The sequence below is a fragment of the Rhodopirellula baltica SH 1 genome (assembly GCF_000196115.1).
Classification (GTDB): domain Bacteria; phylum Planctomycetota; class Planctomycetia; order Pirellulales; family Pirellulaceae; genus Rhodopirellula; species Rhodopirellula baltica.
This window is the reverse complement of the sequence record NC_005027.1, coordinates 6,163,912-6,177,996: the sequence shown is the minus strand read 5'-3', so window position 1 is coordinate 6,177,996 and position 14,085 is coordinate 6,163,912. Positions and strand designations below refer to the sequence as shown.

Sequence of the window (14,085 nt, the reverse complement as noted above, 5' to 3'; positions counted from 1 at the left end):
ATGAGTGCGATTTCCGGGTTATGAAGTCGTAGTATCGCGTGGTGTGCGGGCCCCCACTATCTCAAGCCGTTTACTCTCCCGAGACGGCTCGCTCAATCTCGGCTGGAGTTGGCTCGGTTCCGGTTTGGGTCTTGGACATGAACTTCAGCACTCGTGCATGCAACTTTTCCCGATCGACATTGCTTAGCCGGTCGCCCATCATCGCGAGCGTCTCGGTCTGAGCGATCGTGGCAGCAAGCGTTGCGTTGATGTAACTGTTTAACGAAACGCCTTGTTTGCTGGCCAAATCTTGTGCCTTTGCTTTGAGGTCATCTCGCATTCGCAAGGAAAGCGTTGCCATGATCAATTCTCCACGTCATAAAGTGTTGTGAATTCAAGCGGTGTCATCACGTCCCATCCGTGCTTGACGAGATCCAGGTGCGAAAAATCGCGAACGTTATACGTGACGATGATCGCGGTTGCGGCGATGGCGGCCTCGATAAATTTGTTGTTCGCTTCATCAAGCAGGTTCGGTCGCCAACTGAAATGGAGTTGCGTTTGGTGTGAGAGCGAAATGAGATCCAATATCAAATCAGCGTTCTGTTTCGCCGTCAGTCCTGTCAGCTTTCTTACCGGAAGACGCCCCAAGACGTCTGCATACTCAGCCACAATGCCCTCGGTGAGCATGAGCTGAATTTGACCGTCGAGCACAGCCATCAGAACGCGGTAAGCCAAGCTACCTGCATGTCGACACGCTCCTGCGATCAATACCTTCGTATCAAGAACGATGGGAGGACAGGCGTTTTCCAACTTTGATTCTCGAATGCAGCCGCGGCAGGTGATACCACATTGTGCTACAAGGATTCCCTTCCGTCAAGCAGAATTTGCGGCAAGCGTGCAGTGCACGCGTTGCCACTGAATCTGCGAAGGCGGTCGCGAACGACGCGCGCTCGCGAATGACGCGAGAACGCGCACGTTAAAACCAGGTTATGAAGTCGTAGTATTTCGCAGTGTGCAGGCTTTCAGGAGGGGGCTGTTTTTGACCGGCGTTTACCAGTTTTTTGTAGGAGGGCGGGCAGAGTTCCGTTGTGGATAACTTTGTGCGGAGAGACCTTTTGAAAGGAGTTCGGTTCGCTCAACTTCTCTGAAAGGTTGGAACACGTTCTGACCCGCAAGTAAACGAAAAGCCGACGTGTGCTCCACGTCGGCTTTTTTCGTTTTATCCCGTTATCTCGCAACCACTTGCGTCAACGATCGTCGCGGCGTTTTCTCTGTCGTCTCAGACATCTGAGAACACTCTGGCCGGCGCTCGCGGCCGGATTTCGGTTTCTGGGCCAGAATTCTTACGTTCTCTGTGTCTTAGCCGGTTTGGGTTAGGAGCCGTAGCGACCTCCCTTTCGGTCCAGTTGAGAACCCCGTTTGACCCTGCAAATCGCGATGTTCCCCGTCACCCACTTCGTAGCGACCCACCGAAACGGAGCCCAAACACCGTTTACCGGGTCATGTGATTTAGAGACACTGAGAATAGCTGGGAGACACGAATCTCATTGCGATTTCACCGCCGCCCACCATACCCAAGCGATCAGCACGCCTTGCAACGGCAGCCGAGCAACCAATGCCCAAACCGGGATCGTCGGAAACCGATCCGCGTTCATCAGCATGTCAACGTTCGCTGGAAAGACGGCAACAAGCAGAGCGATCAATCCCCACCCCGCCGCTCGCCGCAGTTGAGGTATCGCCAAGCCACCGCCACCAAGCACCTCAAAGAACCCAGAGACATAAACCAAAGCCAACGGCCAGGGCAAATAGTCCGGCATGATCTTCAGGTAAACGCCCGGCGACACAAAGTGATTCAGGCCGCCAGCGATGAACAGCAGGGAAAGTCGGCCAATTGAAGTTGCGTGACCCACGTGCGTCATTCTTGCTTCTCGATACGCAGTTCGATGCCCCAGCCTTTAAAACGCAGGCCGAAGCCGCGGGAAACGCTGAACGCGGCCAATGCCAGAATAGCGAGGATAGCGAACACGGTTAGCAAAACTGTTGGGTCCATTGTTACGCACTCATTTGGCTGTCGTTAGCTGATTCCACTTTCTGATCCTGAAACAATCCGTTTCGTATTTGATCCAAGCCCGATTTCAGCGTGCGACTGATCGCTTGCTGCGAAACGCCGAATTCAATCGCAAGTTCGTCCTGCGTTTTCCGATCAACGAAGCGTCCGACGATGATGGGTCGTTGTGTGGCGGAACAGTATTGCTCTGCCAGAATCTGGACACTTTCAATCGAGGCGTCGACCAACTCCCTCGGCAAATGCATGTCGATCAAATCCCTAGGATCATCGCACCCGAGATCATCTTCGATTTCTGGCGTCATCGTTTCACTCTTGCGCCGGGACTTTCGTTCGGTGTCCTGCGAACGGAGAAGCTCCAGCCAAAACGGATACAGCCCGATGAACGCCTTCCAGCGTGTTTCGAGCTCGGTCGTCTGGTCCGCGTCGCCTCGATAACCAGCGACGCCGATAACCAACGATGCGTGCTCATCATCAAGCCCGAAGAGAAATCCAGTTCCAATCTGATCGAGCGCTGGAATGCGATCGTTGAACCAAGGTGACCTTCTATACATGAAGTGAAATAGGCGGCGTTCGGCTCGCGAAAGCTCAGGGCGAATTTCGATATATCGTTCGATGAGCGCGAGTTCGAGCAAAATATGAAGAATCCATTCAGCTTCCCTGGCGAGCAAACGAATGCACTCATTTCGATTGACCATGTTCTCGCAAAACCACTCCAACGCTTCCCATAGTTCGTCCGGGGCTTTGCTCTGAACCGCTTCAATCATCAGTTTTTGAGCTTGATCGCCCATCGACTCGGGATGGTCAGATTCGACGTCGATGATGCGTTGTACTACTTCGACGGCGGAATCGACATCTAGAAAGCGATGAAGCTGATCCTCGGAGATCTCGACCGGATCGTCATTTTGCGAGTTTTCCGATGCAGACAGTTCGGTGACATCAGCAAGGATTTGGCTTGCCGGGCGGAGCAAATGCTCAAACGGCAGCGTACGCTCGGTCTCGATCCGCAAAGCCGTTTTCATAAGCATTTGCTCGATCTCGTCCCAGGCATCGTAAAGCTCCGGACAGAACTCAAAGACATCTTCCGCATCCAAGATTTCCTTTGCTTTCTTCTTGCTCTTTTTTGGAGCCTTTGGATCACGCAGCCAACCATGAGCTTCCGCTCTAACCGTGTCTGTGGCAGATTTTTCTAACTCAGCCCTTACCCCAACCATCTCGTCCAAGAGATTGTCGCGAAACGCCACATATCGAGCCTCATCGAAAGGCATGATGATTTCTGGAGTTTGGTAGCGAGCTTCTTCAAAACTGTTCTGATCAAACCGATGGTCGTCGGTAACAAATCGCTTCAGTCGTTCTGACTGGGGAAGGTGACGCGAATTGGTCATTCGCATCATTTCTCGGAAGTCAGGAGAATGATTGAACGATTTCGCATCGAATCGTCTTTCATTCACCGGGTCGATCTTGTCGCACGCCCCAACGTACGGAAGCATTTGGATGCAGAAATCGAAGAACTTCTGATTCTCCGGTGTGCCATGATCGGCGTGCCAGCGAGCGATTTCGATCGCCTCTTGGATAAGGTTTTCCAGATCAGTGACGATCAGCAGCCGAAGAGATTCCCGGCGTGACTGACCATCGTCGTCCGTAATGGTGGGTTCGAGCTCAATGGCGTCGAACCCGAGTTCTCGAAAGCGTTCCGGTAGCCGGATCATGATCCATTCCTCAAGCGTGAAAAGTAGGTGCCTCTATAGGGAATGGAACTGGTGAACAACTTTCACAACGTCCAATCTGAAACTTTTTTTGAAATCTTGCATCACTCATCTTTGCCAAATACGGTATCCCAGCCTTCGCGATATCGCTCTCTCGCAGACTTCGCAGTCTTACGAGGCCTGAAAAGATTGAGCAGCTCATCAATATCCGCGATCGTATCAACTTGTAGCCGTTCAAGCTGGATATCCATCTTCGGTATGTGGCTGACCTCGTCGAGCTTCACCTCGATCTGTTTTATAATGGCAGGGTGCTCGCCGAACTGCCTCGCCTCGTCAATTAGGTTCAGAAGACCGCTAACGCGATCACCTGCCGCCTCAATTTCCGATCGCGAAACAACCGCGTTGATCGCTCGTATTTCCGCTACTGTGGCCTCTATTAGTGGTTGTAGCGGAAATCGTGCGGGCTGGGACCGTAGGTCGGGCTCGACCACATTTCCCCATCCGTCAAAGTCACGGAGCAAGTGATCTCTGTCAAGAAAGAAGTCAAGTTGCGCGATCTTTGTCGTCGCGTCAGTTTGCTGCTGTGACGCATTGGCAGCGATGTGACCAAGGGGCATCCCGCAATGCTGCGTGAAATTCCGAAGTCTGTACACGAATCGGTACGCAAAAGATGAATCGAACGATTTTGAAGCCGCTCCCTTAAACGCAGCAACTTGTTCGGAATCTTTTCCGAACTGTCTTTTCAACCGCGTCTCGGTGTGGTCGAGATACGTTCGCATAGCCCCCAGGAAGTTCAAAGTTGCAGCGTTGACATGGATCATCATGGCATGAACCATCGCCGCGTTAAGATTGGGATGCTCTGCATGGTCGGACGAAAGATCGTCGAGCTTCGTTCCGAACGCTTCAAAGTTGAATTCAACCACTTTCAATAACTGCAGGCTCGTGAAGTAATCGAAAACCGCTTTGTTGCCGATGTCGTAGTCATTGAGTTCCGATGCCGAGAGAACGCGACCGACAGCTATCGGAGGATTGACGCCGCCGAGTTCAAAGTCGGCGGTAGCTGCCAGCCGCGTTTTGTCACATGACCATGGAAGTCCCAGAACGCGAACTCGATCTTGAATAAATTCGTTAATGTCTTGCATGGTGTAGCCGGTTAATCCTTCGATCTAGGTTCAGTTGTTGATTCGTTGTCAACTCGATTGCGTTGCAATGGAAAATTAAGAGGAACGACCCGGCTCATTTCTCACACAGACAGTCGATGCGCCATATCTTGCCGGAGTGCGCCCTGTTTGGTAAACATGTGCATTCGATTTGATCGCATGGTTTTGGCAACTTGGACTGTTGGGGTGCTTGGCGGATGGATGGGAGCTCGTTTGCGGATATTGAGAAACTGGAGGCAGACCTTTGGTCGGCGGCGGATAATCTGCGAGCCAACTCGAAGCTGACTTCGAGCGACTACTTCATGCCTGTGCTGGGCATCATCTTTTTGCGCCATGCCGAAAATCGCTTCGATGTGGCGACTCGGCAAATCGAAGAGGACAAGGCCGCTGGTCGGATGCCGAAGCGGAAGGTCATCGACCAGGATTACGTTCGCCGGCGGGCGCTGCCATTGCCCGACGAAGCACGGTTCGATTGGATCATGCAAATGGCTACCAGCGGTGATAAACCGTTGCCAGCGCTCGTAACTGATGCAATGCGGGCGATCGAAGAGAAATTTGATCCGCTCAAGGGCGTACTGCCCAAGGATTATGGCATCTTTGAACCACAGGTACTCGAAGACCTGATGCGGCTGTTCAATAGCGAACAAATCCGCCAGGCCACCGGCGACGTGTTTGGTCGTATTTACGAATACTTCCTTGCTCGCTTTTCAATCCAGAAAGCCCACGATAACGGCGAGTTCTTCACGCCATCATCGTTGGTGCAAATGTTGGTCAATGTCATCGAACCTGATCACGGCAAAGTCTTTGACCCGGCATGCGGTTCGGGTGGAATGTTCGTCCAGTCAAGCCACTTCATCGAACACGAAGGGGGCGACACAGCGAAGAGGGCTGTCTTCTACGGTCAAGAGAAGAACCCCGACACAATCCGAATCGCCAAGATGAACTTGGCCGTTCACGGTCTTACCGGCGAAATCGGCGAAGCGATCACGTATTACGAAGACCAACACAACTTGGTCGGCGGCGCAGACTTCGTGATGGCCAATCCTCCGTTCAACGTCGACTTGGTCGATGCCGAGCGAATCAAGACCGATACGGATCGGTTGCCCTTCGGATTACCAGGCGTCAACAAGCAGAAGAAGGTTGCGAATGGCAACTATCTGTGGATCTCCTATTTCTGGAGCTATCTGAACGAAAAAGGTCGTGCCGGATTCGTCATGTCGTCGCAGGCGTCCAGCGCCGGGCATGGCGAGAAGGACGTTCGTGAACGAATTGTCCGTACGGGGGACGTCGACGTGATGATGTCGATACGGTCGAACTTCTTTTACACCCGCTCGGTTCCGTGTGAGTTGTGGTTCTTTGATCGCGGCAAGCCAAAGGCCCAGCGTGATCACGTCTTGATGGTTGATGCTCGCAGTGTCTACCGCAAAGTGAATCGCACGATCAATGACTTTGCACCCGAGCAGATGGCAAATCTGTCGTCGATTGTTTGGTTGTACCGAGGCCAAAAGAAGCGGTTCGTCGCATTGGTCCAACGATATCTGCACTCGATCAATATCGAAACACAAGGCTGCGAGCCACCACTGCAAGAGTTGGAATCGACGCTCGATAGTGTCAACGATAAGACATCCGCGTTCGTCAAAGAGCTTCAGCGGTGCAAACTCGTCGCGGATGCAGAGAAGGAGCCGATCCTCGCAGCGGTTACGGAACTGCAAGAAGCCGACACAGCCTACCGTAAGGATCGCCAATCGCTGTGGAAGGATTTGGTCGCCTATCGCAAAGGCAAGAATGAGAAACCGCCGGCGACTACGAAGCCTCAGCGGTCCGCGTTGGCGGCTTTCACGCCACTGGCTGAGCGCATTCGCGGGCTGATCAAGCAGATTGATCTGCTGTGCAAATTGGCTGGCCGGATCAGCCCCTTGGTCGCGTCGTTGTTGTCCGATGCAAGCGACGAAGTGAAGGAAGCATTGCCTTTTGATCGCCGCGTGGTAGGCCGAGAATTGAAACAACTTGACGAAGTTCGTAAGTCAGCGATCGAGCAATTGCGGCGTGGCATTTACTTTCATCGCCAAGCATCCTGGTTGCTGGAGCGCTTTCCCGACGGGAAATTGGTGGACGTTGCTGGGTTGGTGAAATTGGTCAGCTTAGCCGAGATCGAAGCGGCGGATTGGAGTCTGACGCCAGGCCGATATGTCGGCGTCGCGCCAGCGGAAGTCGATGAAAATTTTGACTTTGATCAGACGATGCACGACATCCACGTTGAACTCGCGGGTTTGAATGCAGAGGCGGTCGAACTGGCTGCGAAGATTCAAGCGAACTACGAGGAGATGGTCGTTTGAGCTGGAAATCAGCACCACTTGAAGACGTAGCTGACTTCAGGCTCGGGAAAATGCTCGACGCAAAGAAGAATCGTGGCGAGTTGATGCCCTATCTTGCGAATGTCAATGTTCGATGGGGAGAGTTCGATCTCACGGATTTGCGTGAAATGCGTTTTGAAGAGCACGAGGTTGAAAAGTTTGAGCTTCGTTCCGGTGACATCGTCATGTGTGAGGGAGGTGAACCAGGCCGCTGCGCGATTTGGAAGAACCAATGCGAAAACATGATGATTCAAAAAGCGATTCATCGTATCCGCCCTCACGATTGCCTCGACAATCGCTTCCTGTTTTACTCGTTTGTTGATTTGGGAAAGCGTGGTGTATTGAGCGGCTTCTTTACCGGTTCGACCATTAAGCATCTTCCACGAGAGAAGCTTGCCCTCGTTCATGTCCCTGTTCCACCGATCGACGTTCAGCAGCGAATTGCGGACGTCCTTTCAGGATATGACGACTTGATCGAGAACAATCGTCGTCGGATGGAATTGTTGGAAGCGTCGGCTCGGCAACTTCATGAGGAGTGGTTCGTTCGACTCCGCTTCCCCGGACACGAACACGCGCACTTTGCCAATGGCGTCCCGAATGGCTGGGAACAGCAAACGATCGCTGAATTGGTGGAGGCAGGCGAGCTTGAGCTTCAGACGGGACCATTCGGCACTCAGTTAAAAGCATCCGACTACACAGATGTCGGCGCACCGGTCATCAATGTAAGAAACATCGGCTTGGGGAGTGTCCGACCCGACAAACTTGAATTCGTTCCCGAAGAAGTTGCAGAACGCCTGCACAAACACGTACTTGCCAGCGGCGACATCGTGTTTGGACGGAAAGGGGCGGTCGATCGCCACGTGTTGATCCGAAGCATGCAGCATGGATGGGTGCAAGGATCCGATTGCATTCGCATGAGATCAAATTCGGAACGTATCTCGACGACCCTGATGTCTTTGGCCTTTCGCGACGAACGTCACAAAGAGTGGATGCTGACCCAGTGTTCAAACAAGGCAACCATGGCGTCGCTTAACCAAGAAGTTCTTGGACGAATTGAGGTACTGATTCCCAGCAGCAACATTCGCAAGATATTTCTCGAAATGGCATCAACCATCTTCGCTCAGATGGACAATTTGGAAAGTCAGAATGAGCGTTTGGTTGCAGGGCGTAGCCATCTTCTGCCGCGATTGATGAGCGGGGAGATTCCAGTATGAACGACAGTTCCACATTTCCCGACCTGCCCGATTGGCTCAATAAGTTGGATCCAGATCACTTTCTGGAGCTTTCGGCCGGAGATTGGCTTCATGGGCTGGGTATTGCGTTCGACATTGAATCGCAGCTTAGAGCAATCCAATATCTGCTCCGCCGAAATGCTGACACCGAGGCTGCCCATTCCGAGCGAATCCAACAGACCGAGGAGAAGGCAAAGCGGCTCTCCGGAATTTGGAACGAGTACGCGACCGATGAATATGTTTCACTGATGCATGAATCCGTGTATCAGGACGCCGCTCATAGCATGGCGGCGATCGGTATGCTGGCACCGTTCTTCGAGACTGTTTTCTTCCAGTGCTTCTTGGCGATTGGTACGAAGCTGGAATCGAGCAAGAAGGAAATGAGCAGTCATTCACGCTGGCAAGATGCTGACAAGGCGAAGTGGGATTGCCACCTTGTCTTTAGGAACGGCCAGTCGCGTACAGATTTGGTGCAGGGGATACTTCAACTCGCCGATGCAATTGGGGTCTGCGATCGCTTCCCCGGTGACTTGAAGCCTACGCTCGAAGCACTCTTTGGCTACCGGAATAAGATGTTTCATTGTGGCTTTGAGTGGCCAGTCGACGAACGGTTGAGATTTGCCAATCGGATCGCAACGGAGAAATGGCCAGCGGAGTGGTTTTCTTCCGCGACATTCGGTGGTGAACCTTGGGTGTTCTACATGACCAGCGAGTTCATCGAACATTGCCTTTCGACGATCGACCTGGTGTTGATTGCATTTGGAGAATATGTGCGTGACGAATTGGCGGTTACTGGAGGAAAGGATCTCCAATGACGTCATCCTCGAATACGTTTAGCCTTCCATGTTATCGCCGACTGCAGAAAGAGATGGGCGAACTGGACGCCATGGTCGAAATGACCGAACTTGCGGCGAGATACTTCGTCGCTGCCGCTGCCAATAAGACTAGCGTCAAAGACTTCGTCGCGGCGGCATCAAAATCCCACGGAGTGTGCGTCAATGTCTCCGAGCTTGCTTCGTTTCAAACGCACCTGTACCGGCATCATATTGTCGTTGTCTACGAATCGGCCGACCGATTTTTCACGAATCTTCGTAGGGAACACCTTGATCTACTCTCCCGCGAATATTCTGGAGACGCAAAAGGCATTGATAAACTGTCGCTTGCGCTAAAGAACATGAAGCGATCGACGCACGAGATGCAAAGGTTCGTCGGGAAAGACTTGATTTCTCTATTTCACTATTACCGAGCGGTTCGGAATTGGGTCCTTCACGAGGATCAGTGCGTTGTCGAAACAGTTGAGGCTGAGTTTGAAAACTTGATTCCATGGTCACCTGAGAACGAAAAGAAATACGAAAAACTCACTGCACCAAATTCACCAGAAAAACTCTGCTTCGACGATTTTGTTTTGTTCAGTCGAATCGCGAAGACGATCGGAGAGCGTTTTTCTCAAGCGTCAATTCCGCAGGGAGATGAGTGGAGTAGTGTTCTAGACGGGCACTCACCAACCTTCAAAAAGCTGGCAGGGAACACGACGCGTATACGGAAAAAGATCTCGGTCAACCTTAAGACCGTTTTTGGACTTGATACAACCACGGCGGACCAAATCGCGTTTGAGATAGAGCAGAAACATGATTCATTGATGTAACGGTAGCATGCCCCCCTCCAACCACGCACTCAGTGGCGAGTGCCTGGCTGAAGGGGGACGATCGGGTTCGATTCCCGAGTGAATCACTTATTCAACGAGGGCTCATAGATGGCATTTACCGGAATCAACAGCGAGGACCGACTCGTCCAAGCGACGTTTGCGGATTACATGCGCGATCACCTCGGTTGGGAGAGCGTGTACGCGTTCAATACGGAAACGTTTGGTCCTGGCGGTTCGTTGGGGCGGGCCAACGAGCGCGATGCAGTGTTGGCTCCCGATTTGAAAGCCGCGATCGCTCGGTTGAATCCGGGCTTGCCCGAGGTTGCTCACCAGCAAGCGTTCGACAAACTGACCCATGTCGATTTCTCTCGCACGATGGTCCAACACAATCAGACGTTCTACGGCTACATCCGAGACGGCGTACCGGTGTCGTGGCGGGATGTGAAGGATGAAGAACAGCACGCCCACGCTCGCGTGATCGACTTTGCCGACGGAGAAGCCGGCGGCGCTCCAAACAATCGCTTCGTGGCGGTGCGTGAATTAAAAGTGAAAGGGCTCGGCGTACCGCACTACAACCGCCGTGCCGATATTGTTTGCTACGTCAATGGTTTGCCGTTGGTCGTGATTGAGTTGAAAGCGGTCTATCGCAACATCCGGCAGGGTTTTGACGACAACTTGACCGACTACATGTCGAAGACGTCCATCAATCAACTGTTCCATCACAACGTGTTCGTCGTGGTCAGCAACGGCGACCGGGCCAAGTACGGTTCGATCACTAGCAAGTGGGAGCACTTCGCCGAATGGAAACGCAACGACGAGAAGCACAAGGGCGAACTTGACGCGAAGGTGCTACTCGATGGAATGTTGGAGCGAAAGCGTTTGCTGGACATCGTTGAGAATTTCATTCTTTTCGATGCCAGTCGGCCCGATGGCATTCGTAAAGTGGTAGCACGGAATCATCAGGTTCTAGGCGTCAATAATGCAGTTGCATCGGTGGTCAAACAGGAGGAGCTGAAAGAGCTGTTCCCGATCCAGCAGCGATTGCAATACCGCATGGCGACGGTAGAAATGCCCGAGCGGACGACCGATCCGACTGATGACAAGCTTGAGTACTCGGAAGCTGCCGACGCGACGATGCACGTCAGCGAATCGTCGCCGCGGACGATGGAGTTGCCGTTGGTGGAACGGGCACACCCGGACTTGGGACGACTTGGTGTGTTTTGGCACACGCAGGGAAGCGGCAAGTCGTACTCGATGGCGTTCTTCGCCCAAAAGGTTCGACGGTGTGTGCCGGGCAATTTCACGTTTGTGGTGATGACGGATCGCGAAGACTTGGACGACCAGATTTTTCGGACGTTCGTGGGATGTGGTGTGGCAAACGACAAGACTCCACGGGCCGGCTCCGGAACAGAGCTGAAAACGCTTCTGAAACAGAATCATCGGTTTGTTTTCAGCTTGGTTCATAAGTTCAACCAAGACGTCAAACCTGATGAACCCTACAGCGACAGCGCGGACATCATCGTGATGTCGGACGAGGCTCACCGGACCCAGGCAGGCAAGCTGGCCCGGAACATGCGGCTGGCACTTCCGAATGCGTCGTTCATCGGATTCACCGGAACACCCTTGTTCAAGCGCGATCACATCACGCGACGAATCTTTGGGACATACATCTCGAAGTACGACTTCAAACGATCGCAGGAGGATAACTCGACGGTACGCCTCGTTTACGAAAACCGTGGCGAGAAGTTGGGGCTCGCGAGATTGGACCTGAATGACAAGATCGCCGAAAAGGTCGAAGAAGCGGATTTGGACCAGGACCAAACGCGGTTGCTGGAAAAACTGCTAGGCCAGGATTACGAAGTCATTACAGCGGATGATCGGCTGGACAAACTGGCTGACGATTTTGTCGAACATTGCTCGATGCGTTGGCAATCGGGCAAGGCGATGTTCGTGTGCATCGACAAAATCACCTGCGGCCGTATGTATGCCATGATCGAGCCTCGTTGGAAACGACGAACGCAGGAGCTTCGCGACCAGATCCCGATTGCCGAGGCGCAGGTCGCGGCGACGAGCGATACGGATTTGAAGCAAAAGCGAGAGGAAGACTTGGCGGATCTTCGCGGGCGCATCGCGTGGATGGAGAGCACACAAATTGCGATCAACATCAGCGAGGCTCAGAACGAAGTTCGTGATTTCGCGAAGTGGGGCTTTGACATCGTTCCGCATCGCGATTTGATCAAACGTGGATTTACGGATGCCCGCGGCAAGAACCTGACGTTGGAAGACGCTTTCAAGAAGCCTGAACATCCCTTTCGCGTGGCGATCGTGTGCGCCATGTGGCTGACTGGATTCGACGTGGAATGTCTGTCGACTCTCTATATCGACAAGCCGATGAAGGCTCACACGTTGATGCAGGCGATCGCTCGGGCCAATCGCGTTTATCCGGGCAAGGATTGCGGTGTGATCGTAGACTACAACGGAATGCTGAAAAGCCTCCGGAAGGCGTTGGCTCAATACGCGGTGGGGGACGACGATGCCTTGCCGCCCGACGAACTGGCCGAGCCGATTGAGAATCTGGTGGCATCGTTGATTGATGCATTAGAGGTGATCGAGCAGTTCTTGGCGGACCTGGGTTTCGATGTCAATCGGTTCGCTGGTGCCAAAGGGTTTGTTCGTATCGCGGTGATCAGAGACGGAACGGACGCTGTTTGCGTCACAGATGAAACACGCAGTCGGTTTGAAATCATGGCTCGCGAGTTGTTCAGTCGGTTCCGAGCGTTGGTGACCGAGCCAAGCATTTACGCTTACGCCGAACGCCACGACAATATCGAAGCCATCTACAAGAAGCTGAGCGAAAAACGCGACACCGCGGACGTGACCGAGTTGTTGAAAGAGTTGCATCGGATCGTCAATGCAGCGATTCGAGCGGCCGGACCGGGCGACGACCACGCTGAGGGTTTGACAATCGACCTAAGCCAGATTGACTTTGAGAAGCTGAAGGAAGAGTTTGGCAAGGTTCCGAGGAAGAACGTCGCGATTCAGGATATTCGTGATGTACTCGAAAAGAAGTTGGCTGCCATGCTGCGAACGAATCCGTTGATGATGGATTACTACCGCCGCTATCAAGAAATCATTGCGGACTATAACCGTGAAAAAGATCGAACGACGGTTGAGCAAACATTCGCGGCGCTGGTGGCGCTCGCCGGCAATCTCGACGAAGAGCAGCGTCGGGCGGTCGAGGAAGGGCTTTCCCCGCAGGAGATGGCGATTTTCGATCTGTTGAAGCGTGACAAGCTGACCAAGAAGGATCGTGAAAAGGTAAAGCAGGCCAGTCAGTCATTGCTGTTGAGTATTCGCGACCTGTTAGCCCCAATGGAGCATTGGACGCGAAACGCTCAAACACAGGCAGAGGTAGAGACGTCGATTCTCGATTGGTTGTTCGAGACACTGCCACGACCGCCGTTCAGTGAAGACGAGACCAATGCGCTTGCTGGGCGACTGTACGAGCACGTGTGGCAACAAAGTGAAGCAGGATTGTTGACGGTGGGGGCCGACCCGTCATGAACCGCCGCAAAAAGACTTTTGGTGAGGTTCTGCGAAAGGCGCGAGATGGTCGCTACAGCGTGCGAAAGTTCGCCGATCTGTCCGGCGTCAGCCCGACATACTTGTCGCAGGTTGAAAAAGGCAACGTGGCCCCACCCACGGCTGAGAGGGTCAAAGTGATGGCGGAGCTGCTGGATGCGAATCCCGATGAATGGACTGCACTCGCCGGTCGCGTTCCAGACGATCTTCCGGCGATCATTCAAAGCCACCCCATCGAAATGCCGGCCTTGATTCGGGAAGCAGATCAATTGACGGACCAACAACTGCAACAAGTCCGAATCCAAATCAGACGGCTAACTCAAACAACGGAGTGAGAGAATCAAGAACTTTTTGAAGACCGA

The 14,085-nt window shown here is 53.0% G+C and carries 12 protein-coding genes; 6 read left to right on the top strand and 6 right to left on the bottom strand.

Going from position 1 to position 14,085, the window contains the following annotated elements:
- Nucleotides 1-70: 70 nt before the first annotated feature.
- The 6 genes from RB_RS23635 to RB_RS23615 form a co-directional block, all read right to left on the bottom strand.
- Nucleotides 71-340: a toxin-antitoxin system HicB family antitoxin gene (locus tag RB_RS23635; RefSeq protein WP_164922419.1), complete on the bottom strand. Its 270-nt coding sequence runs from the start codon at nt 338-340 to the stop codon at nt 71-73.
- 2 nt (nt 341-342) lie between these two features.
- Complete coding sequence (locus RB_RS23630; RefSeq protein ID WP_011123239.1) at nt 343-789, bottom strand: PIN domain-containing protein; 447 nt, start codon at nt 787-789, stop codon at nt 343-345.
- A 734-nt stretch (nt 790-1,523) separates the two neighbouring features.
- Complete coding sequence (locus RB_RS23625) at nt 1,524-1,898, bottom strand: DoxX family protein (protein WP_011123234.1); 375 nt, start codon at nt 1,896-1,898, stop codon at nt 1,524-1,526.
- Nucleotides 1,895-2,029, bottom strand: coding sequence for a hypothetical protein (locus RB_RS28360; RefSeq protein WP_261340184.1), 135 nt, complete (start codon nt 2,027-2,029; stop codon nt 1,895-1,897). Before RB_RS28360 ends, RB_RS23625 begins: the two co-directional genes overlap by 4 nt.
- Before the next feature lie 2 nt (nt 2,030-2,031).
- Nucleotides 2,032-3,753: a sigma factor-like helix-turn-helix DNA-binding protein gene (locus RB_RS23620; RefSeq protein WP_011123232.1), complete on the bottom strand. Its 1,722-nt coding sequence runs from the start codon at nt 3,751-3,753 to the stop codon at nt 2,032-2,034.
- Nucleotides 3,754-3,854: 101 nt separating this feature from the next.
- Entirely contained in the window at nt 3,855-4,892 is a 1,038-nt protein-coding gene (locus tag RB_RS23615; protein WP_011123231.1) for a hypothetical protein, read from the bottom strand.
- A 215-nt stretch (nt 4,893-5,107) separates the two neighbouring features.
- Between RB_RS23615 and RB_RS23610 the strand changes: the two genes are divergently transcribed.
- The 6 genes from RB_RS23610 to RB_RS23585 all read left to right on the top strand — a co-directional run bounded on the left by RB_RS23610 (nt 5,108) and on the right by RB_RS23585 (nt 14,058).
- Nucleotides 5,108-7,246: a type I restriction-modification system subunit M gene (locus RB_RS23610; protein ID WP_164922418.1), complete on the top strand. Its 2,139-nt coding sequence runs from the start codon at nt 5,108-5,110 to the stop codon at nt 7,244-7,246.
- Complete coding sequence (locus RB_RS23605; RefSeq protein WP_011123229.1) at nt 7,243-8,478, top strand: restriction endonuclease subunit S; 1,236 nt, start codon at nt 7,243-7,245, stop codon at nt 8,476-8,478. The genes RB_RS23610 and RB_RS23605 overlap by 4 nt, the downstream gene beginning before the upstream one ends.
- Nucleotides 8,475-9,311, top strand: coding sequence for a hypothetical protein (locus tag RB_RS23600; RefSeq protein ID WP_011123228.1), 837 nt, complete (start codon nt 8,475-8,477; stop codon nt 9,309-9,311). Before RB_RS23605 ends, RB_RS23600 begins: the two co-directional genes overlap by 4 nt.
- Nucleotides 9,308-10,141: a hypothetical protein gene (locus RB_RS23595; RefSeq protein WP_011123227.1), complete on the top strand. Its 834-nt coding sequence runs from the start codon at nt 9,308-9,310 to the stop codon at nt 10,139-10,141. Before RB_RS23600 ends, RB_RS23595 begins: the two co-directional genes overlap by 4 nt.
- Before the next feature lie 108 nt (nt 10,142-10,249).
- A complete protein-coding gene (locus RB_RS23590) occupies nt 10,250-13,705 on the top strand; it encodes a type I restriction endonuclease subunit R (RefSeq protein WP_011123226.1) in 3,456 nt (1,151 codons plus the stop codon).
- Nucleotides 13,702-14,058, top strand: a complete 357-nt coding sequence (locus tag RB_RS23585) for a helix-turn-helix domain-containing protein (protein WP_011123225.1) — start codon at nt 13,702-13,704, stop codon at nt 14,056-14,058. Before RB_RS23590 ends, RB_RS23585 begins: the two co-directional genes overlap by 4 nt.
- Nucleotides 14,059-14,085 lie beyond the last annotated feature (27 nt).

Excerpts from the sequence above, each read along its gene's own strand:
- RB_RS23610 (WP_164922418.1), top strand. The coding sequence starts at position 5,108 with ATGGATGGGAGCTCGTTTGCGGATATTGAGAAACTGGAGGCAGACCTT.
- RB_RS23615 (WP_011123231.1), bottom strand. The coding sequence starts at position 4,892 with ATGCAAGACATTAACGAATTTATTCAAGATCGAGTTCGCGTTCTGGGA.
- RB_RS28360 (WP_261340184.1), bottom strand. The coding sequence starts at position 2,029 with ATGGACCCAACAGTTTTGCTAACCGTGTTCGCTATCCTCGCTATTCTG.
- RB_RS23620 (WP_011123232.1), bottom strand. The coding sequence starts at position 3,753 with ATGATCCGGCTACCGGAACGCTTTCGAGAACTCGGGTTCGACGCCATT.
- RB_RS23590 (WP_011123226.1), top strand. The coding sequence starts at position 10,250 with ATGGCATTTACCGGAATCAACAGCGAGGACCGACTCGTCCAAGCGACG.
- RB_RS23585 (WP_011123225.1), top strand. The coding sequence starts at position 13,702 with ATGAACCGCCGCAAAAAGACTTTTGGTGAGGTTCTGCGAAAGGCGCGA.
- RB_RS23600 (WP_011123228.1), top strand. The coding sequence starts at position 8,475 with ATGAACGACAGTTCCACATTTCCCGACCTGCCCGATTGGCTCAATAAG.
- RB_RS23635 (WP_164922419.1), bottom strand. The coding sequence starts at position 340 with ATGGCAACGCTTTCCTTGCGAATGCGAGATGACCTCAAAGCAAAGGCA.
- RB_RS23625 (WP_011123234.1), bottom strand. The coding sequence starts at position 1,898 with ATGACGCACGTGGGTCACGCAACTTCAATTGGCCGACTTTCCCTGCTG.
- RB_RS23595 (WP_011123227.1), top strand. The coding sequence starts at position 9,308 with ATGACGTCATCCTCGAATACGTTTAGCCTTCCATGTTATCGCCGACTG.